The sequence below is a fragment of the Chryseobacterium sp. FR048 genome (genome assembly GCF_056844665.1).
This window is the reverse complement of sequence record NZ_JBXDSE010000002.1, coordinates 245,019-266,226: the sequence shown is the minus strand read 5'-3', so window position 1 is coordinate 266,226 and position 21,208 is coordinate 245,019. Positions and strand designations below refer to the sequence as shown.

The following is a 21,208-nucleotide window of genomic DNA, read 5'->3' as shown; positions in this document are numbered from 1 at the left end:
TCTTTTTATAGTCCGGCAATATATTTTCCGGCTTTCATTCCTGAGAAAATGCATCCGCCAAGAAAGGTTCCTTCCAGAGCACGGTAGCCATGCATTCCGCCGCCGCCAAAACCTGCTGCTTCTCCTGCGGCATAAAGCCCTTCAATGATCGTGTCATCTTCTTTCAGAACCTGCCCGTTAAGATTGGTTTTAATTCCTCCCAGGGTTTTACGGGTCAGGATATTAAGACGTACAGCAATCAGAGGTCCGTTTTTCGGGTCCAGGATCTTATGCGGAGCTGCAACTCTGCCCAGTTTATCCCCGAGATAATTGCGGGTACTTCTGATATAATTAATCTGGGTATCCTTAGAAAATTTATTGTCCAGTTCACGATCACGGGCTTCGATCTGGGATTTTATTTTTTCATAGTTTAAAAGATGGTCTCCTGAGAGGCTGTTCATCTTATCAACCAGATCTTTCAGATTATCAGACACTATAAAATCTTTTCCATGTTCTTTGAATGCTTCTACAGGGCCTGGCGCTTTTTTACCAAAAATTCTTTTCAGAAAAAGAGAGTAGTCTTTATTGGTAATGTCCGGATTCTGTTCCGAGCCTGAAAGTGCAAATTCTTTCTTAATAATTTTCTGAGTCAGGATAAACCAGGAATAAGAATAGCCTGTTTCCTGTATGTATTTCAGTGTCCCTAATGTATCAAATCCGGGTAGGAAAGGAGCCGGAAGACGTTTTCCTTTAGCATCAAACCATAGAGAAGAAGGTCCTGGCAGTATCCTTATTCCATGATGGGGCCAGATCGGATTCCAGTTCTGTAGTCCTTCTGTATAATGCCACATTCTGTCACGGTTGATAATATCAGCTCCAACATTTTCTGCGATTCCTATCATCTTTCCATCTACATAAGCAGGCACTCCACATACCATGTGCTCGGGAGCTTTCCCCAGTCTTTCAGGCCAGTTTTTTCTGACCAGTTCATGATTGGCACCAATACCTCCGGAAGCAATGATAATATGGGGAGCGTTATATTCAAACTCAGAGATCACATCTCTGTTGGTAGCAGCTCCTCTTTCCTGATGATCATTTTCCAGAATATCTCCTTTCAGTCCTTTTATTCTTCCATTTTCAATGATCAGTTCCGTTACTCTATTTCTGAATTTCATCTGAAGCAGACCTTTATCTCTGGCCTGATAGGCTTTTTCTACAAAAGGTTTTACAACACCGGTACCGGTTCCCCAGCTGACATGAAAACGGGGTACCGAATTTCCATGGCCTGCAGCAGATCCGTCACCACGCTCTGCCCAGCCTACCATAAACATCAGTTTTATCCCAAGCTTGGAAATGTATTCATATTTTTCACCTGCAGCAAACTTCAGATAAGCTTCCGCCCATTGCCGGGGCCAGTAATCTTCTTTGCGGTCAAATCCGGCTGTTCCTTTCCAATCCTGTAAAGCCAGCTCATAAGAATCTTTGATTCCCATTCTACGCTGTTGAGGGGAATTGATCAGAAAAAGTCCTCCAAAAGACCAGAACGCCTGTCCGCCGATATTTTCTTCTGTTTCCTGATCCAGTAAAAGGACTTTTTTCCCGGCATTGGTGATTTCCATAGCTGCAGTAAGCCCCGCAAGGCCGGTTCCTATAATGATTACATCAGGTTGGAATGTTTCTTCCGTTTTCATGAGGTGTTTCTATTAAATCATACTTGATATAAATGTATAAAATATTTGTTTTCCAATGAGATAAAAGCGGTTTAAAATACATCAGAATTGGACTCCGGGCTGAAATTATATTATTTGAAGGTTTTTATTCAATAATTTCAAATTCTACCTTTGCGCCCAGACTTTCTAATTGTTGATAATCCTGTTGTAACCATTTATAGTAGCCTTTTCTGAATAAAATTCTGCTACTTTTACTCAATTCCAGTGCTTCCGGCCCAGACAGATCATGTTCTTTTTTCAGCAAAGCAATGATTTTCATTTTATTGGGCCCTATATCGGTAATGTATAAACTGGCCTGCCTCCAGTCTGAATCTGTTATTTCCTGTTCATTGAGTTCTTCCGTCACTTCCTCCCAGCTTTCGACCGTTTCCAATACTTCCTTCCAAAAAGGATTTTCTGTGCCTTTATAACTATGGAAATAATATTTCAGAGCTGCTTTGTCGGATTTTCTGGAATAAACCTCTTTTATGATTTCCCTGAAGTGGGCTAAAGATTCAGCAATTTCCAAAGGTTTCCAATATCCCTGTCCATGATAGGCAAAATATACCGGAAACCCCAAAGATTCTTCATTTAAATCAATAAAAAAAGGATCTGAAAAATAATTCGTTGCCAGAACAATCCAATCAGGCTGAAAGTCACCCGGTATATTACTGGTCAGTATTTTATTTTCAACAGAATTGTAATGATAACCATCCTGAAAGTAATAAATATGTTCTGCTTTTGCATAATTCTCAGGAAGTAAAAGTCCTTCTAGAGTCAAAGGTTTTTCAAGAGACTCTAGAATATCCTGACAGGAAGAGATCCGTTGGAATAAAGCATCATTTTCCTGTGCTTTTTTCTGCATTTCTTCAACAGATAGAGTAATTTTATCTTGATCAAACGGAAATCTACGCTGCATCCAGTGAAGCAGATCGCGGTCTAAAACGGTCAACAGTTCTTCCTGCAAAACACCATATGAGCTCAGATACACCTTAGGATCATTTCCTTTTTGTGAAATCAAAGCAACTTGTCCGCCGGAATCATCTGCTACAGGAATATATCCCGGAAGAAACTCTTCAAACTGATACGTATCATATCGTTCCTGAATTTCTTCTGCGCTTCGAAATACACGCACTACATCATTAACGATTTCATCCTCAAATTTTCTTTTAAAAACTGTTATAAATTCAAACCAATGGCTGGGTAAACTGATTTCCATAAATATGATTAATTGACTTTGAAAACTCCGACTGAAAAAGCCTTTATTCTCCATCTTGAGTACTAAAGTACAAAAAGAGAATTCATTCTAAAACATTTCTCTGAAAAATTGTTATTCCTGAAAATGGCCACTATTTTTATCTTTGTGGTGATGAATGGAGTATTATAAATCATAACTGAGAACAACAAAAAATGGGAAAAGAGTATAAATACCGGATATTGATTTCTGAAAAAACTTCTTTACAGCGAATTTCCTTTGCTTGGGTACGGAAAGCTCAATAAAACATTTTTATCTTTGTGAAAAATCGAAGTATGAAGTATTTGTTTATCATTGCGTGTTTTGTCTGTTCTATGTTCAGCCAGGCACAGCAAACACAGGATCCATGGAAAGACAGCCAGCTGATGGATCCAGCACTGCTGGCATCCAGAATTGTAAAGAAGAAAACCAAGGATCTGGTGATCATTTCTGTAGGACCGGAAGCTATTATCAAAGGTTCTGTAGATATTGGACCTACCCGGGAACCTGAAAATCTGGAAAAACTAAAGAATTATCTGAAAGACATTCCAAAAGACAGGGAAGTTGTGATCTACTGCGGATGCTGCCCTTTCGTAAAGTGCCCTAATATTCGCCCGGCTTTTAATTTACTGATGGAAATGGGCTTTAAAAATGCCAAGCTTCTGAATCTCCCTAAGAATATTAAAACAGATTGGCTGGATAAAGATTACCCTACAAATGATTAATATGAAGATTCGTTTTACCGTATTATTTTTAATGATCTTCTCAGGGGCGGTCTGGGCACAAAATAAAATAGAAATAGGGAAGAAGGCTCCTGAAATTGTGATGACTAAGGCAGACGGGACATCTTTTGCCTTATCTTCATTGAAAGGAAAGCTTGTTTTAATAGACTTTTGGGCCACATGGTGCGCACCATGCGTTGAAGAGCAACCGGAACTGAAAACGCTGTACGAAACTTATAATGAGCAAGTGAAAAACAATACGTTTGAGATCCTGGGAGTTTCTTTAGATAAGAGTAAAGAAAGCTGGCTGAAAGCGATCGAGCGTTTCAAGATCAACTGGATTCAGGTCAGTGATCTGAAATTCTGGAAAAGTCCTGTAGCCAAGACTTATGAAGTAGACGAACTTCCATTTAATGTCATTATTGACGGGCAGGGAACTATTTTAGCTAAAAACCTTCACGGCCAAGAGCTTCAGGAGTTTTTAAAGAAAAATCTGAAATAGAAAAGAATATAAACAATACAAAGAGTGGTAGGTACATTACCACTCTTTTTTGTACCCGATTGCTCTTTGTGTAATTAGAATCATCGTCTTATCAAGTCGTTACCGTTATACAAAAAGGATCATAGAGGAGGGAAATAGGATCACTTTTTATAGAACTTTTCGTTACTCTTAAACTGTTATAAAAGTAATCATTTAATTTAAAATATCACCATGTGATGAAATAAATTATAGAAAAATTAATATTTAAACTGGATTCGGAATAAGAAAGATTTAAAAGCACCTGATTTTAAACTTCTTACACAATAGTATAAAATTTCATATACACTTAAGAGTCATTAATATACAGGAGAATATAATCCGTTTTCTTTATCAATACTTTTGGTTTTATGAAAAAGAATTTATACCTCCGTTTAGCGCTCTCAGTTGTTTTACTGATGCATAGCGTAGTTTCTATCTCTAGTGGTGATGTCAATAATTTCGGACTTCATTATCTTGATCGTATTGGGTTCAGTCCTTTTGGGCTGTATATTGCCTGGGCAGTGAAACTGACTCACCTTATTTCGGTTCCGGCAATTTGGTTTGACAGGCTCATCAAACCTGTTTCGCTCTGTAATATTCTGATTTTTGTCTTTGGAATTTACTTTGTTCACTGGCAAAATGGCTGGTTTGTAGTGGGAGGGGGAACGAACGGTGTAGAGTTCAATTTTTTACTGATCTTCTGCTTTCTGAATCTTATATTCCCTGAAATCCACCTGAAAATCTTTAACCGCAAGAGTACAAATATTTCCGATTAACGCGTCATCTGAAGATTCAGTACAGATAAAAACCTGCAGTTTATAGATGAATGATGGGTTTTCGTAGCTTTTATATTTTTATATTTGGCTGGGTGATATTACTTTGTATTTTTTTAAATCATGATAAGTTTGAAATCAAATAGAAAATCCAAGTTACAGATCCATTTGCTTTTTTGGGTACTGTATTATCTGCTGGAAGCTTATCTTGACTTTTACTGGTCCCGGTATCAGTTTCCGGATTTTAAATGGCAAATTCGACTTCAGAATACTCTGATTCTGGAGCTGGGGTATTTTCTTGTCAAAATCCCGCTTGCGTATTCATTACTCTATGTCTACGAAAAAGTATCGGTTAAAAATATTTTCAAATACGGTCTCTACATCCTGATTGTAGTAATAGCCGTTCTGGGGCATCGGTTTTTCACTCATTATATTATTTACCCTTACATTTATGAGGTGACAGAAACACTGGATGGAAAGCAGCCATCAGGCTTCATGAATGGTTATGTGGCTTTCAACTCTTTTATGGATCTTATTTTTATGGTAGGACTTATCTTTGGGGTTGAAATTACCCGACAGAAAAATGTCCTTAAAGACCAAATTTCCCAACTGAAATCCGAGAAGCTGGACCAGGAACTGACGATGTTAAAGGCTCAGATCAATCCTCATTTTCTGTTCAATACCCTCAATAACATTTACGGAATGGCTTTAAAAAAGGCTGATGAAACTCCTGATGTCATTCTGCAACTGTCAAAAATAATGCGCTATAATATCTACGAAGCGGCCGAAAAGAATATTTCTATCGAAAAAGATATTGATAATATTAAAGATTTCATTCAGATTCAAAAGATCAGACATCGGCAGCTTACGGTAGATCTTGTGGTGAATCTGGATAACCCTTCGCAGGATATTTCTCCTCTTATCTTGATTCAGTTTGTAGAAAATGCTTTTAAACATGGCGTTTCCGAAAGTCTCGGACAAGCTTATATTCATATCAGCATCCAACTGAAGAACGGTATTCTTAACTACTTCATTGAAAATTCTAAAGAGGAAAGATCTCATGAACATTCTACCAAAATAGGCCTGAAAAACATCCGAAGACAGCTTGAACTTCTTTATCCTAAACATACGCTTTCCGTTGAAAACAGAAGCGACCGCTATATTGTGAACTTAACTATAGACTTCCATGATACATTCCGCCTCTAAAAAATACAACTGCATTATTGTAGAAGATGAACCTATCGCTGCAGAAATTCTGGAAAGCTTTATTGCCAGAGATCCCCATCTTAATCTGGTAGGGAAATGTGGTGATGCGGTATATGCCAGCAATCTTTTGAGCATTCATGAGGTAGACCTGATGTTTCTGGATCTTCATCTTCCTGTATTGAAAGGCTTTGATTTCTTAAGGAAGTTAAAGAATCCACCGCTGGTAATTGTAACCACAGCCTATCACCAATACGCCATAGAAGGCTATGAACTGGATGTGGTTGACTATCTGATGAAACCGATTCCCTATGAACGCTTTCTTACTGCAATAGGAAAATTCAAACATTTAATGGAAGCGGAAGACGCATTACTCGAAATAGCAGACCGTGATTATATTTTTATCAACAGTGGGAAAAAACAGGTAAAGATCATTTTACAGGATGTGTTTTATATTGAAAGCCTGAGAGAATACATTAATATCCATACAAAAACGGAAACGCTCACTTTTAAGATGCCAATCAGCAGAATAGAAGAAAGTTTAAATCCCAAACTCTTCGCACGTATTCATAAATCTTATATCATTTCCAGATCCAAAATTGAGATGAAGTCCGCCAGCGTTATTCAGGTCAATGGGAAAAAGCTTCCTGTAGGGAGGACGTATAAGCCTTCTTTGGAACTTTAATGAATACTTATATGTAAATGATATACAATGTGTTAAATTACAATACTGCAAGTTGTAGATTAAGTGGTGGTATTTCTTGAAACCACCCCGTCAAATCGCAGATTTGACACCCCTCCGGAGGAGGGGAATGTTTTCTGCTTCGGTTGTGATATTGTGACTGGATAGAAGCAAAATTCTTTTTGTTGAACGAGAATGATATAAATTTTCTTTATTCATTATTGTTTCTGCTATCTGCTCCGTATTGCAGATTACTTATTACTCATTACTCATATTTTAGTAGACGCCATTCCGCCGTTGATATATACATTTCATTATAATCTTCACCAATTATTGAATTTTGGTTCAACAACAAAAATCAATAATTATGAAATACAAGTTGAAGCTTTTAAGTGTGGGGGTCGCTTTTTTCATAGGAAGCGAAACCTATTTCAGCCAGGGAAAGCAGGATACGCTTAAAACCCAGACTATAGAAGGAATTGTCGTTACCGCCCTTGGAATAAAAAGAGAGAAAAAATCACTGGGATATTCTACTCAGGAAGTAAAAGGTGAAGACATCAACAGAAACCCCACCACTAATTTTCTGAATAACCTGTCCGGAAAAGTCGCCGGACTGGAGATCAGGCAGTCTACTAATTTCGGAGGCTCTGTGGATGCTGTTTCCAGAGGTTTTAAATCTATTTTGGGAGATAATCAGGCTCTTTTCGTGGTAGACGGTGTTCCTATTATCAATCGGAATATCAACACCACTTCCCAACAGAACGGATTTGCAGGATATGATTACGGAAGCCCTGTTTCGGACATCAACCCGAATGATATTGAAACGATCAATGTATTAAAAGGAGCTGCCGCAACCGCTTTATACGGCTCAAGAGCTCAAAACGGAGCCATTATCATCACTACTAAAAAAGGAAAGAAAAACACCCAGGGTATCGGTTTGGAATATAGCGGAAGTTTTTCAGTTTCCAGCATTGATAAATCTACTTTTCCGGAATATCAGACTCAATATGGACAGGGGTATTTTGGAAATACATTTCAGGAGTATCAAAATGCGCCTTTTGCCCATACTTTTCAGGATGCTTCTTACGGAGCTCCTTATAACCCTGATCTTATGGTGTGGCAGTATGATGCATTCATTCCGGATTCTCAGAATTTTGGAAAAAAGACACCATGGGTAATGGCAAAGAACGGACCGATCACCTTTTTTGAAAAAGCCATTAACCGCACCAATAATATTGCATTAAGCGGTGGAAATGACCGTACAACGTTCAGATTAAGCTATTCCAACATCTATGCGACGGATATAATGCCCAATTCTTCTCTGGCCAAAAATAACTTCGGAGGAAATGCTTCTTATAAGATTACAGATAACCTTACCGCGACTATTTTTGCCAATTATATCGTACAGAGCACCAAAGGAAGAAATCTTACCGGATATGGTGATAATATCATGGGGAACTTCCGCCAGTGGTGGCCTACCAATGTCGATATTCAGTATCAGAAATATCTGTATGATACATTCAATAAAAATTATACCTGGAATATCAAATCTCCGGTGAATCTTTCTCCAAGCTATTGGGATAACCCTTATTTTACACGTTATCAGAATTATCAGAATGACAAAAGGGAGCGTTTTGCGGGAAATTTCAGCCTCAATTATGATCTTTCAAAGCATATTAATCTATTGGGAAGAGTAGGAATCGATGGCTACAATATGATTATAGAAGAAAGACGGGCAGTGGGCTCTATTCCGGCTCTGTTCAGTTTCAATCCTGTAGAACAGCCTTCTGGATATGCAGTGACGAATCTTCGCTTTACAGAAACCAATTATGATCTGATTGCTACCTACAAAACCAATATTACCGATGACCTTAATTTCCAGGCATTGTTGGGAGGTAACATCAATGTACAGTCTAATTATTCGAATGCTCAAACGACTTCCGGAGGGTTGTATATTCCGGGACTCTACACCATATCGAATTCGGCATCAAGCCCTGCAAGGCCTATTATTACAGATACTTCGAAATATATTTACGGGGCTTTTATTCAGGCTTCTTTGGGATATAAAAATACATATTATCTGGAAGGGACTTTCAGAAGGGATCAGTCTACCGCTTTGCCCAAAGGAAACAACGCTTATTATTATCCTTCCGTTTCAGCGAGTATGGTTTTCTCCAATTTACTGAAACAGCAGTGGCTGAGCTTCGGAAAATTACGGGCAGCTTATGCCGAAGTAGGTTCAGATACAGGAGCAGACCAACTGAGGAACAGGTTTGTGGTACAGACTTCTTTCGGAAACAATCCTGTTTATTCCTACAATACCACATTGAGGAATGCGGATCTTCTCCCGCAAAAACTGAAAAATTTTGAGATAGGAATCAATATGCAGTTCTTTAAAAACAGAGTAGGGATTGATCTTTCCTGGTTCCGAAATATTGCATTTGATCAGATCCTGCCTCTTCCGGTTTCCTTCTCAACAGGTTCTGTTGCTAAAATCCAGAATACGGGAGAACTTACGACTAAAGGCATTGAACTCTCACTGAATCTGGTTCCGTTAAAATTCAACAACTTCAGCTGGGAAATGATTCTCAACTGGTCTAATCCTAAAACTAAGGTAACCGCATTACGGGAAGGGATTGAAAATATTACGATCGGTGCTCTGCAAGAGGGTATCAGCATCAATGCTTCTCTCAATGAAGACTATGGAAGTATCTGGGGATCGGATTATGTATATGACTCTAACGGGAACAAAATTGTAGGCAGAAACGGGGCTTACCTTCATACAGATGATACCAATCATAATCTGGGAACTTTTCAGCCCGATTTTATTGCCGGATTGAACAATTCTTTTACCTATAAAAATTTCAACATCAGTTTTCAGATCGACTGGAAAAAAGGAGGCAAGGTATTTTCACTGGATCAGTATTATGGAACGGGAACCGGTCTTTATCCTGAAACCGTAGGCTTGAACGATCTTGGAAATCCTGTCAGAAATACTCTTGCCGAGGGTGGAGGAGTCATTTTACCCGGAGTGATGCAGGATCCTAATAATCCCGGACATTATATTCCTAATACGATCCGCCTCGACCGTTCGATGTCCAGCCAGATTTTAGGAACGGATCCTCCTACAGCCGCTGCTGTCTATGATGCGAGCTTTATCAAGCTTCGTCAGGTATCGGTTTCTTATACTTTCAACAACAATTTCTTAAAGAGTTCAGGTATTCAGGGGCTTACCGTAGGGTTTACAGGCAGTAATCTGTGGATCATTCATAAAAACCTTCCTTATTCTGATCCGGAGGCTGGATTTTCTTCCGGAAGTATTCAGGGGTATCAATCCGGGGTCATGCCTTCTACAAGGAATTTCGCATTCAATCTGAAAGTTAATTTTTAAAAACTATTACAATGAAAAATACCATTATATTAGGTTCTTTTTTAACGTTGCTACTGGTAGGCTGTACTTCTGATGATGTCAATACCGACCCTCATGTAGCGTATTCCATGAGCCCGGAACCACTGATCACTTATGCTGAAAAAGAGCTGAGTGACTATATGAATACCCCAAGCGTGAACGAAAACAATTTTCGTCTTACCATGCAGTACTGGCAGGAAACAACTTATGTAAATGAAAGCAATTATAACTTTACGGCAAGAAACGTTTCCAATACGGTATGGGCTGATAATTATGTGAATGTCCTGAACAATCTCAATAAAGCCAAAGAACTGATAGAGCAGTACCAACCCGTCCCATCAGAAGTGAATACCTGGCCTGCAAAGAAAAATAACCAGCTCGCTATTATAGACATTCTGTCGGTATATACTTTTCAGACATTGGCTGACACCTTTGGGGATATTCCTTACAGCCAGGCCCTTAATCAGGCTCAGTTTCCGCTTCCTGTTTATGATGATGATGCCAAGATCTATGAAAGCCTGATCAGTCGTTTAAAAATTGATATTAATAATCTGGAGGTGGGAAAAGGTACTTTTGGGGCTGGTGACATTCTTTATGGAGGGGATATTGGAAAATGGAAAAAATTCGGAAGTTCTCTTTTGCTGAAACTGGGAATTGCAGTTTCTGATGTCAATCCTACACTCGCACAGTCCACCATCAATGCAGCTATTGTAAGTGGTGTTATCACAGATGAATCTCAGAATGGTCTTTTCAGGTATCTCCCTGCGGTATTCAACTTTAATCCGCTGTTTGAAAACCTCGTAGTCACAGGACGGGATGATTTTTTTGGCGGAAAACCTTTCATCGATTTTCTTAGTGCAACCTCAGATCCACGGGTAGCTCAATACTTTCAGGATGTAGATGGGGAATATATCGGGCAGGTCATTGGGGCTGGTGGAAATTTTTCCGATTTTTCAGCACCGGGAATTTTTGCTTATACTCCTACAACGCCGGGAAATCTTATCACGCATACTGAAGTCGCTTTTTATCTGGCTGAAGCGGCTGCACGATTTGGAATTGGCGGCAATCCGGAAACTTTATATCAAAATGCTGTTCAGATTTCTTTCAAAGAATGGGGGCTTACTAATCAGCAAGCACAGGATTATCTTATCATGAACCCCTACAATGCTGCTAATTGGAAGAAATCGATCGGTGAACAGGCCTGGGTCGCCATGTATAACCAGCCTGTAGTGTCCTGGAATTTTTACCGCCGATTAGATTATCCGGCTTTACAGGCTCCACCGACTGCAATTGCCAATGCTGATGGAAAAATTCCTGTAAGACTACAATATCCGGGGTTGGAGGCTACAACAAATGGAACCAATTATGCCAAAGCTTCCACTGCCATTGGCGGAGATAAGCTTACAACCAAAGTTTTCTGGGACATCCATTAAACCTGAGTTTAATATTTTCTTCATATCAATATTTTTTTTGACTTTTATGTAAGAAGATGCTGTATCGAAAGAATGGATTAACCGGACTGAGAAACAGCTCTTCTTTTTATTTTAATAAAGTGGATGATAAATTAGAATGGGCATTGATTTTAAACATAAAACGAGATCAGACAATTCATAGATTATAGTGCTTTATTGGTAGATGTTTTTTGCACTTCATCGTCCGTTTTCTCAAATTTGACGTATAAATAATCCAGCATTGAATCATGAAAGTATCCCGATTTTTAAAACTGAAAGGCTTATGCTTTTTACTATTTGTAACAGGAACAATGATTTCTGGTTGTAAAGATGACAAAGCCGGAGAACATCTTCCGTTGAAAAGCAATAATGATGAGACACAAAAAGAATTGATTGACATAACTAACCGGAATACAATTGAAATAAAAGCCGAATTGGTAGGCAATTATTAAAAGCAACAGGAATAATTAGAAATATAATGTGGTTGGTTGAATATTCTCATGGTGAATATGATTTGGCTTAATGGGCAACAGCTCTTAAGCCATTTTTATTTGTACTTTTTCTTATAATAAAAGATCAAACGTTGTATTTTTACAGTGAAACAAATTAATAATGCTTACAGATATAATAGACCATCATCTTGATGTCATCTTTTGCGGGATCAATCCTGGGCTAAAATCGGCGGACGATGGCCACCATTTCTCTGGAAAAAGTAACCGTTTTTGGGAGGTACTTCATCAATCCGGCTTTACCTCCTACGAGATTGAACCGGTGAATGATACCCATATTTTAAATTCAGGATATGGCCTGACGACTGCTGTAGCAAGAGCCACTTCCCGGGCCGACGAATTATCAAAAGAAGAATTTGACCAGGCACTGGACACTTTTAAAGCGAAAATAACAGAGTTTCAGCCTAAATATGTTGCATTTCTGGGTAAAGCAGCTTATAAAGCATTTTCCAAAAAGAAAGAAATCTCATGGGGACCCCAGTCTGAAGATTTTTGCGGCGCAAAAGTTTGGGTTTTACCCAATACCAGTGGACTAAACCGAGGGTTTTCATTAAGTGATCTGGTTTCCGCTTATCAGGAGTTTTATCTGGTGATTAAAAACTAATAAATATAATTTCCAGATTAAAGGTCACTCCTTTTGAAAACTTTTCAGATTTTATTAGGCTTACTTACATATTTATTATCCTTCACAAAAAAGCGCCATGGCAGGAGGGCATCTTCCTGGGCATACGCAACACCTATACGGGTACTTGCAATAATTTCATCAGGAGTATACCGAATTTCATGATCTTCAATCCAGATTTCATTTCCGGTGAGTTCTTTTTTATTAAAATCCCTGTCGATTCCAAGGGCTTTTGCTGCAGAACCGGGACCTGAAGAAATAGCGGCTCGGGAAACTGACATATTGCGTCTGGCCTCTATTATTTCCTTGCCGATCAGTGGTTCAACAGCTCTTACCAATACTGCATGAGGTTCATCCTTTAAAGAAGTCACCACATTAAAAAGATGATGAATTCCATAGCATAAATAGACATAAGAAATACCGCCGTGGCTGTATAAAGTATCGGTTCGATCCGTTCGTCTTCCTCCGTAGGCATGAGAAGCTTTATCTGTCACTCCGAAATATGCTTCCGTTTCAACAATAATACCTGCTGTGACGGCACCATTAATTTCTGTAAAAAGCACCTTTCCCAAAAGATCCTGAGCCAGAAAAAGAACGTCTTGATTAGAATAATAGGAGAGTGGTAGTTTCAAAAGGAATGTTTTTAGGAGTTCTTCACTTAAAAATAGTGATCATTAAATTATATTTTTTGAAGATAAAGAATGCTTTATTAAAAAAAGATACCACAAAAAGTCACATTTCATTCAATCGTGACTAATTTGGCACATCCATTGTTAATTTTAATTCAACATCACTTTACATCACTATATAAAATACAGGTTTTGACACTTTTATTCCCCGGATCAGTCCGGGGAATTTTTTATATTGGAAATAGGGTTCTGAAATAGGTTCTGAATTATGCTAAATGTTCTCTCCTGTAGTTTTCAATTTCTTCAGCCGTTTTGATCAGACCATTCCCCAACAGCCTGTAACCATCCTCTGTAATCAGGAAGTTATCTTCTATACGGACTCCCCCGAAATTTCGGTATTCATTCACTTTATCATAATTAATAAAGTCTGCATTTTTATTTTCTGCCTGCCATATATCGATCAGTTCCGGGATGATATAAATCCCCGGCTCAACGGTCAATACAAATCCGGATTCTAAAGCCTTCCCCAGACGTAAAGATTTAAGCCCGAATGTTTTCGTATCCTTTGGATCTTCTTCAGTATAGCCTATATATTGCTCCCCAAGATCTTCCATATCATGTACGTCAAGGCCCATCATATGCCCCAATCCGCACTGGAAAAATAAAGTATGGGCATGGTTCTTAACCGCTTCTTCAGGATCGCCTTTCATCAATCCCAGATCAGTAAGACCTTCTACCAGATGCTGAGCCGCTTTCAGATGAATATCTTTGAAACGTATACCCGGCTTCAGAAGGCGCTGAGCATTATTGAAAGTATTCAGAACAATCTCATACAGTTCTTTTTGTTTGGTTGTAAAAGTATCGCTGACAGGAAATGTTCTGGTCAGATCACCTGCATATCCCATTGACGTTTCCGCTCCGGAATCATTCAGGAAAAGATCTCCCTCTTTCAGGGTATTGAGACGGTAATGGTTATGAAGAATACCTCCGTTGATCGTAACAATAGGAGGATAAGACATCTGGCATTCTTTATTCGCTGCCAGATACTGAATGGCATTGGCTATTTCGTATTCTTTGATACCCGGTCTGGTCATACGCATGGCCAAAAGATGCATTTCATTGGATACATTCACGGCTTGCTCTATCTGCACAATTTCCTGAGCTTCTTTTACAGAACGTTGTTTTGCAATCGCTTTGATCATTTCAACAGAAGGCTGCAGTTCTCCTATTTTTATTCCTAAAAGATCAGACAATATGATTTTATTGGATGACTGATAGGGTGGAAGGTAATGCACCTTTCTGCCGGAAGACTGTGCTTTCAGAATATACTGTGCAAGTGCTGCATAAGGTAAAGTTTCCTGTACCCCGGATTTCAGACTTTTCTCTTTCAGGGTTTCCTGTCTGCCCATCCATACAATATCATCGATGCTCAGTTCATCTCCGAAAATAGTGGTTTTATTTTCATCAATATCAATGATTGCGGCAATCCGGGGTTCCTGAATTCCGAAATAATATAAATAGGTACTGTCCTGACGGAAATAATAAGGATTGTGCTCAAAATTCACCGGATTTTCTATATTTCCCAGAAATAATAAGATTCCATTGGCTACATTGCTTTGTAATACTGCTCTTCGGTTCTGATAAGTTTGTACTGAAAACATTTTATGAATAGTTTTTATTTTAAAGTTTAAAGTTACGGTTTTGCACTGTTTTATACCTTACAATAATCTCTGAATTATTTTCTCACACATAAGTTTATTTTTGAAACTGATTAATTGCAGGAACAACCGGCTTTTGTGAATTTATTTATGTACTTTTATTAGGTCATTATAACATTATGACGATTCTTGACTTTATGTACTATAAAAACGATACGATCATCATACGGGAATTTACCCCTCAGGAGCTCAATTTATTCTTAGACCTGTTTAAAAATGAAAACGTTACCCGCTATCTTCCTTACAAATCTCCTGAAGAACTGAAAGGAATGTTTGAGAAAGCATTATCAGATTATAAAGAAGGACCGCTCAGCAGATGGGGAATATTTTCTACTCAAAATGATGATTTTGCTGGAGTATGCCTGGCCAGGACATTCGCTGAAAATACCAGTCAGATAGAAATAGGATATATGCTTGTGGAAAACTATTGGGGAAAAGGGCTGGGAACTCAGATTTGTAAAGCACTTACCAGCTATTGTCTTACCGCTGATGCCAACAAGGATATTGCAGCTTTAACGGATCTTGATAATATCGGTTCACAAAAAGTACTTCTCAAAAGTGGGTTCAAAAGAGTAGACAATTTAGTGCGGGACAATAGAGAACTTGCTTATTTTATATTGCAGGAAAATAAACAGTCATAGAGAGATACGTTACAGACAAAGTTTATTAAAGTAAAAAACAGGGGCGATTAAACACTTTTGTGGTTTTCTCATTAAAAATTTCTGTAGACCGATAATTACCCTCTCCATGGGAAAACATTTCATTTATCAGATAATTTATCATAACTTGCAGGAATTATGATGTCGAAAAGGTGCAAATATGCGTTAAAAGCAATGGTCAGGCTAGCAAGAAATTACAATCAAGGCTACCTGCCCACGTCAGTTATTGCACAGGACGAGAACATTCCCAAAAAATTTCTTGAACAGATTCTTCTTGAGCTTAAAAGAGCCAAACTTGTCAACAGTAAGCAGGGTAAAGTAGGTGGATATTACTTACTAAAATCCCCTGATGATGTATCTTTGGCTGATATATACCGGATCTTCGACGGACCTATTGCTCTTACTCCCTGCGTTTCTCTGAATTTCTATGAAGCCTGCGACGATTGTGTAGATGAAGCAGAATGTTACCTTAGAAACGAATTAATGATCGTTCGTGAAAAAACCAGAAAAAGCATGATGGAGGCCACTCTGACTAAGTTTATCAACAGTAAATAATTTTTTTTCATTTAAATTCTACTATTTTGATAGGAGTTATAGAATTTTGTATATATTTGCAATACTTAATTTCAATGGGATATGGAAAAAGATCTGAAAAACGAATTTGATAAACTTCTGAAAGAGTCCTCAGAAAACTCCTTCCAAGATAATGCACTGCAGGTATTGGCCGACAGATTTCCCGGCAAGGTTATCTTTTCCACCAGTTTCAGTTATGAAGACCAAGTGATCACTCATCTGATCAAAGATCTGAATATTGATGTGTTTACCTTGGATACAGGCCGTCTTTTTGAACAGACTTATGAAACATGGACGAATACGAGAGCTTTTTTCAAAAAAGAAATCAAAGCTTACTATCCGGATACGGAAGAGCTAAAGAATTTCGTAACGGAAAACGGACCTGACTCATTTTATCAGTCAGTGGAGCAGAGGAAAGCATGCTGTACGATCCGCAAGGTACATCCGCTGAAAAAAGCATTAGAAGGATATGAAGTATGGATAACCGGTCTGAGAGCAGAACATTCGTCAAACAGACAGAATATGCCGCAGATAGAATGGGACCCGGAAAATAAAATCATCAAGTTTCATCCGCTTCTTCATTGGTCTTCGGAACAGGTAACAGATTATGTGAAAGCATATCACTTACCATACAACCATCTTCATAAAAAAGGCTTTGTAAGTATAGGATGCGCTCCCTGTACCAGAGCCATCAAGGAAGGGGAAGATTTCAGAGCCGGCCGCTGGTGGTGGGAAGATGCCAATAAAAAGGAGTGCGGTTTACATATTCATCAATAAAAAAAGAAAAAATGTCAATACATCAATTAAACTACTTAGATCAGTTAGAAGCTGAGTCCATTTATATACTAAGAGAAGTGGCGGGACAGTTTGAACGCCCTGCCTTATTGTTCAGCGGTGGGAAAGACAGTATCGTACTCGCTCACCTGGCAAGAAAAGCATTTCTTCATGGCAAGATTCCGTTTACGTTTGTACATGTAGATACAGGGCACAACTTTCCTGAAGTACTGGAATTTCGTGATCAGCTGGCAGATCAGCTTAATGTCAATTTAGTCGCAAGAAAAGTAGAAGACACGATAAAAAGTAAAAAGCTCACCGAAGCGAAAGGAAAATTCCCAAGCAGAAACTGGCTTCAGACCTATACTTTGCTTGATACCATAGAGGAATTTGAATTTGATGCCTGCATTGGTGGAGCCAGAAGAGACGAAGAAAAGGCACGTGCAAAAGAAAGAATATTCTCTGTCCGTGACGAATTCGGACAATGGGACCCAAAACTTCAGCGCCCTGAATTGTGGAATATTTTTAACGGGAAAATTCATAAAGGAGAAAACGTAAGGGTATTTCCGATCAGCAACTGGACAGAACTTGACATCTGGAATTATATCCGCAGAGAAAAAATTGCCCTGCCTTCCATTTATTTCTCGCACGAAAGGGAAGTGGTAGACTTCAACGGACAATGGCTTGCCAATTCTGAACATGTATTTCTGGAACCCAATGATATTGTGACCACCAAAAAGATACGTTACAGAACTGTTGGAGATATGACCTGTACCGCTGCTGTAGAGTCTTACGCAGAAACGATTGATGCCGTGATCGAAGAAATTGTAGCCACAAGAATCTCAGAACGGGGAGAAACCCGTATTGATGATAGGGTAACGGAAGCAGCAATGGAAGACAGAAAAAAAGGAGGTTACTTTTAAAACAGCAATGAGTGACCAAACAGGTTTTACTTCTTCAATAGCCAATATTACTCATTGCCCATTACTCACTATTTATAATTAAAAATCGGATGGATATATTAAGATTTATAACAGCAGGAAGTGTAGATGACGGTAAAAGTACCCTTATCGGACGACTGCTTTACGATAGCAAAAGTATTTTGCAGGATCAGCTGGAAGTCCTGGAAAAACATTCTAAAAACAAAAATGAAGACGGTGTAGATCTTGCCCTTTTAACAGACGGCTTGAGAGCTGAGAGAGAACAGGGAATCACCATTGATGTGGCTTACCGGTATTTCTCCACACCAAAAAGGAAATTTATTATCGCCGATGCTCCGGGCCATGTACAATACACCCGGAATATGATTACCGGAGCATCCAATTCTGATCTGATGGTCATTCTCATTGACGCCAGAAAAGGAGTGATTGAGCAGACCAGAAGACATTCTATCATTGCTTCCCTGCTGAAACTGAAAAAAGTAGCCGTAGCCATCAACAAAATGGATATGGTAGATTATTCGGAGGAAGTTTTTGAAACCATCAAATCGGATTATTCTAAAATTGCAGAAAATCTGAGCCTGAATGAGGTAAGTTATTTCCCGATTTCAGCATTGAAAGGAGATAATATCGTTACCCCTTCATCCAGAACAGAATGGTATCAGGGAAGTTCTCTTCTCGAGTATCTGGAGGAAGTAACCCTGCATGAAGAGAAAAATGATGGAAACCGCTTCCAGGTACAGTATGTAATTCGTCCTCAGACTGAAGAATTACATGATTATCGAGGATATGCAGGGCAGATATTGAGTGGAACATTCAAAAAAGGAGACCCGGTTCATATTCTTCCGGCAGGCCTAACAAGTGAAATTTCTAAAATTGAGATCCATGGAGTAGAAAAAGAAGAAGCATTTGAAGGGCAGCCTGCTGTGATTCATATTGCCCATGATCTGGACATCAGCAGAGGAGATATTTTCGCAACGGAAGAACAGCTTCCTGCAGTAGAAAAAGATCTGGAAGTTCTTTTGTGCTGGCTTGATCAGAAACCCCTGCAGCCGGGCAATAAATACCTGTTGCAACAAAACAGCAGACTGGTAAAAGCTGTTGTAAAAGAAGTAGAATACAAGATCAATGTCAATACGCTCAACCGTGAAGCCATAGAGAATGATATTAAGCTCAATGAAATTGTAAAAGTAACCCTGCGAACGGCACAGCCTTTGGTCTATGATAGTTTTACTCATAATAAAACAACAGGATCTGCGATTTTAGTGGATGAAACCTCCAATTCAACAGTTGCAGCCTGTATAATTCAATAGAAAAAATGGCAATTCCCAATCATTTAATTGAAAGAATTCATCACAGCAAGCAAGATCATATTCATGGATTCTTTGATAAAGTAAAGACTAAAAAATGGGTTAAGGATCTATATGAAGTTCTTTTCCTTCCTCTGCATGATTGCTCTCAGGATCAATTGAAGAGCCATTTTGAAGGACTGCAGAAAACACTTTCTGACCTTATCCATATTGTAACAGGAGATCAGGAAGCCACCGAAAGACATGTCGGCCAGTTCTTTGAAGCTTTACCTGAATTGTATGATCAATTGGTGCTGGATGCGCAGTCGATTCTGGAATTTGACCCTGCCGCAGACTCTTTGGAAGAAGTATATCTCGCATATCCCGGCTTTTTTGCCACTTATGTGTACCGTATTTCACACCAGTTGTGGAACCAGAAGGTGAAAATATTACCCCGCGTGATCTCAGAATATGCACACAGCAAAACAGGTATTGACATCCATCCGGGAGCCATGATTGGAAAGTCTTTCTTTATTGACCACGGAACCGGCATTGTGATCGGAGAAACAACAGTTATTGGAAACAATGTTAAAATTTATCAGGGGGTCACTCTCGGCGCTTTGAATGTTTCTAAAGAAAAAGCCAATCAGAAAAGGCATCCCAATATTGAAGATGATGTTATTATCTACTCGGGGGCAACCATCCTGGGAGGAAATACCACGATAGGAAGAGAAAGTGTTATAGGAGGAAATGTTTGGATCACCCAGGATGTTCCTGCCCATTCTCTCGTCTATCATAAAAGTGAAATAAAAATAAAGGACAATACTTCCTTACCGGAATCTTTAACCTTTGTTATTTAAAAACAGAAAAAAATAAAAATTATATTGATATGAAATTTCAGAACGCATTAGAAACGATCGGGAACACACCCGTCGTAAAGATCAATAAATTATTCAGTTCAGATCATGAGATCTGGATCAAACTGGAAAAAGCCAACCCAGGCGGAAGCATTAAAGACAGAATTGCACTGGCTATGATAGAAGATGCAGAAGCTAAAGGTTTACTCAATAAAGACAGCACTATCATAGAACCTACAAGTGGGAATACCGGAATAGGACTGGCATTGGTAGCTGCTGTGAAAGGATACAAACTTATTCTGGTCATGCCGGAAAGTATGAGTATTGAGCGCCGTAAAATCATGGAAGCCTACGGAGCCGAATTTGTACTTACCCCAAGAGAAAAAGGAATGAAAGGGGCTATTGAAAAAGCTAACGAATTGGCAGAAGAAACTCCCAATTCATGGATTCCAAGACAGTTTGATAATCCTGCTAACGTAAAAATCCATACGGAAACCACAGCTCAGGAAATTTTAAACGATTTCCCGGATGGTCTGGATTATATCATTACAGGAGTGGGAACCGGAGGCCATATCACCGGGATTGCCAAAACAGTGAAAGAAAAATACCCTAACGTAAAAGTCATTGCCGTAGAACCGGAACTGTCTCCCGTATTAAGCGGAGGAAGCCCGGCGCCACATCCACTGCAGGGATTGGGAGCAGGATTCGTTCCTTCCATTCTCGATGTTACCCTTCTGGATGGGGTCATCACAGTAGGCAAAGACGAAGCGTATGAATATGCGATCAATGCAGCAAAAGAAGAAGGTCTTTTTGTAGGCGTTTCTACCGGAGCAGCTTTGGCAGCCATTGCAAAACATCTACCGGAAATACCATCTAACGCTAAAATTCTCACCATCAACTATGATACCGGCGAAAGGTATCTGTCTGTAGAGGGACTCTTCTAACGCCTTAACCAAAG

General features: G+C 39.0%; 20 protein-coding genes. 16 read left to right on the top strand and 4 right to left on the bottom strand.

All coding sequences use genetic code 11. The annotated features are described in order from the left end of the window. Positions 1 to 5: 5 nt before the first annotated feature. Entirely contained in the window at positions 6 to 1,670 is a 1,665-nt protein-coding gene (locus tag AC106K_RS06140; protein WP_482443786.1) for an FAD-binding dehydrogenase, read from the bottom strand. Between the two features lie 124 nt (positions 1,671 to 1,794). Further along, complete coding sequence (locus tag AC106K_RS06135; RefSeq protein WP_482443784.1) at positions 1,795 to 2,907, bottom strand: SMI1/KNR4 family protein; 1,113 nt, start codon at positions 2,905 to 2,907, stop codon at positions 1,795 to 1,797. 311 nt (positions 2,908 to 3,218) lie between these two features. Here AC106K_RS06135 and AC106K_RS06130 point away from each other — a divergent pair, with 311 nt between their 5' ends. The 9 genes from AC106K_RS06130 to mug all read left to right on the top strand — a co-directional run bounded on the left by AC106K_RS06130 (position 3,219) and on the right by mug (position 12,795). Next, positions 3,219 to 3,647 (top strand): rhodanese-like domain-containing protein, encoded by a 429-nt coding sequence (locus tag AC106K_RS06130; RefSeq protein ID WP_482443782.1) that lies wholly within the window; start codon positions 3,219 to 3,221, stop codon positions 3,645 to 3,647. A 1-nt stretch (position 3,648) separates the two neighbouring features. Then, on the top strand, positions 3,649 to 4,146 hold the full coding sequence (locus AC106K_RS06125; protein WP_482443780.1) for a TlpA family protein disulfide reductase: 498 nt from the start codon (positions 3,649 to 3,651) through the stop codon (positions 4,144 to 4,146). A gap of 386 nt (positions 4,147 to 4,532) precedes the next feature. Then, the gene (locus AC106K_RS06120) at positions 4,533 to 4,940 is read left to right on the top strand and encodes a DoxX family protein (RefSeq protein ID WP_482443779.1); all 408 of its coding nucleotides are present in this window, start codon (positions 4,533 to 4,535) and stop codon (positions 4,938 to 4,940) included. Between the two features lie 129 nt (positions 4,941 to 5,069). Beyond that, on the top strand, positions 5,070 to 6,143 hold the full coding sequence (locus AC106K_RS06115; RefSeq protein WP_482443778.1) for a sensor histidine kinase: 1,074 nt from the start codon (positions 5,070 to 5,072) through the stop codon (positions 6,141 to 6,143). Next, positions 6,124 to 6,825, top strand: a complete 702-nt coding sequence (locus AC106K_RS06110) for a LytR/AlgR family response regulator transcription factor (protein WP_482443776.1) — start codon at positions 6,124 to 6,126, stop codon at positions 6,823 to 6,825. Before AC106K_RS06115 ends, AC106K_RS06110 begins: the two co-directional genes overlap by 20 nt. A gap of 364 nt (positions 6,826 to 7,189) precedes the next feature. After that, on the top strand, positions 7,190 to 10,213 hold the full coding sequence (locus tag AC106K_RS06105) for a SusC/RagA family TonB-linked outer membrane protein (RefSeq protein ID WP_482443774.1): 3,024 nt from the start codon (positions 7,190 to 7,192) through the stop codon (positions 10,211 to 10,213). Between the two features lie 11 nt (positions 10,214 to 10,224). Next, a complete protein-coding gene (locus AC106K_RS06100; RefSeq protein WP_482443772.1) occupies positions 10,225 to 11,664 on the top strand; it encodes a SusD/RagB family nutrient-binding outer membrane lipoprotein in 1,440 nt (479 codons plus the stop codon). 266 nt (positions 11,665 to 11,930) lie between these two features. Then, positions 11,931 to 12,134 (top strand): hypothetical protein, encoded by a 204-nt coding sequence (locus AC106K_RS06095; RefSeq protein ID WP_482443770.1) that lies wholly within the window; start codon positions 11,931 to 11,933, stop codon positions 12,132 to 12,134. A 160-nt stretch (positions 12,135 to 12,294) separates the two neighbouring features. Further along, positions 12,295 to 12,795, top strand: a complete 501-nt coding sequence (gene mug, locus AC106K_RS06090; RefSeq protein ID WP_482443768.1) for a G/U mismatch-specific DNA glycosylase — start codon at positions 12,295 to 12,297, stop codon at positions 12,793 to 12,795. 44 nt (positions 12,796 to 12,839) lie between these two features. On the opposite strand, the gene AC106K_RS06085 is transcribed toward mug, so the two are convergent. Continuing rightward, on the bottom strand, positions 12,840 to 13,445 hold the full coding sequence (locus AC106K_RS06085; RefSeq protein ID WP_482443766.1) for a DNA-3-methyladenine glycosylase: 606 nt from the start codon (positions 13,443 to 13,445) through the stop codon (positions 12,840 to 12,842). A gap of 263 nt (positions 13,446 to 13,708) precedes the next feature. Further along, the gene (locus AC106K_RS06080) at positions 13,709 to 15,103 is read right to left on the bottom strand and encodes an aminopeptidase P family protein (protein WP_482443764.1); all 1,395 of its coding nucleotides are present in this window, start codon (positions 15,101 to 15,103) and stop codon (positions 13,709 to 13,711) included. A 176-nt stretch (positions 15,104 to 15,279) separates the two neighbouring features. On the opposite strand from AC106K_RS06080, the gene AC106K_RS06075 reads away from it, so the two are divergent. The 7 genes from AC106K_RS06075 (at position 15,280) to cysK (ending at position 21,194) form a co-directional block, all read left to right on the top strand. After that, positions 15,280 to 15,801 carry a GNAT family N-acetyltransferase gene (locus AC106K_RS06075; protein ID WP_482443762.1) on the top strand — a complete coding sequence of 174 codons (522 nt, stop codon included), beginning with the start codon at positions 15,280 to 15,282 and terminating at the stop codon, positions 15,799 to 15,801. 156 nt (positions 15,802 to 15,957) lie between these two features. Beyond that, on the top strand, positions 15,958 to 16,374 hold the full coding sequence (locus tag AC106K_RS06070; protein WP_482443760.1) for an RrF2 family transcriptional regulator: 417 nt from the start codon (positions 15,958 to 15,960) through the stop codon (positions 16,372 to 16,374). A gap of 81 nt (positions 16,375 to 16,455) precedes the next feature. Continuing rightward, a complete protein-coding gene (locus tag AC106K_RS06065; protein ID WP_482443759.1) occupies positions 16,456 to 17,169 on the top strand; it encodes a phosphoadenylyl-sulfate reductase in 714 nt (237 codons plus the stop codon). An 11-nt stretch (positions 17,170 to 17,180) separates the two neighbouring features. Beyond that, positions 17,181 to 18,089, top strand: a complete 909-nt coding sequence (gene cysD, locus AC106K_RS06060) for a sulfate adenylyltransferase subunit CysD (RefSeq protein ID WP_482443758.1) — start codon at positions 17,181 to 17,183, stop codon at positions 18,087 to 18,089. An 89-nt stretch (positions 18,090 to 18,178) separates the two neighbouring features. Then, positions 18,179 to 19,417 carry a sulfate adenylyltransferase subunit 1 gene (locus AC106K_RS06055; RefSeq protein WP_482443757.1) on the top strand — a complete coding sequence of 413 codons (1,239 nt, stop codon included), beginning with the start codon at positions 18,179 to 18,181 and terminating at the stop codon, positions 19,415 to 19,417. A 5-nt stretch (positions 19,418 to 19,422) separates the two neighbouring features. Continuing rightward, the gene (epsC, locus tag AC106K_RS06050; RefSeq protein WP_482443755.1) at positions 19,423 to 20,253 is read left to right on the top strand and encodes a serine O-acetyltransferase EpsC; all 831 of its coding nucleotides are present in this window, start codon (positions 19,423 to 19,425) and stop codon (positions 20,251 to 20,253) included. A gap of 29 nt (positions 20,254 to 20,282) precedes the next feature. Next, complete coding sequence (cysK, locus tag AC106K_RS06045; protein WP_482443753.1) at positions 20,283 to 21,194, top strand: cysteine synthase A; 912 nt, start codon at positions 20,283 to 20,285, stop codon at positions 21,192 to 21,194. The last annotated feature ends 14 nt before the right edge of the window (positions 21,195 to 21,208 follow it).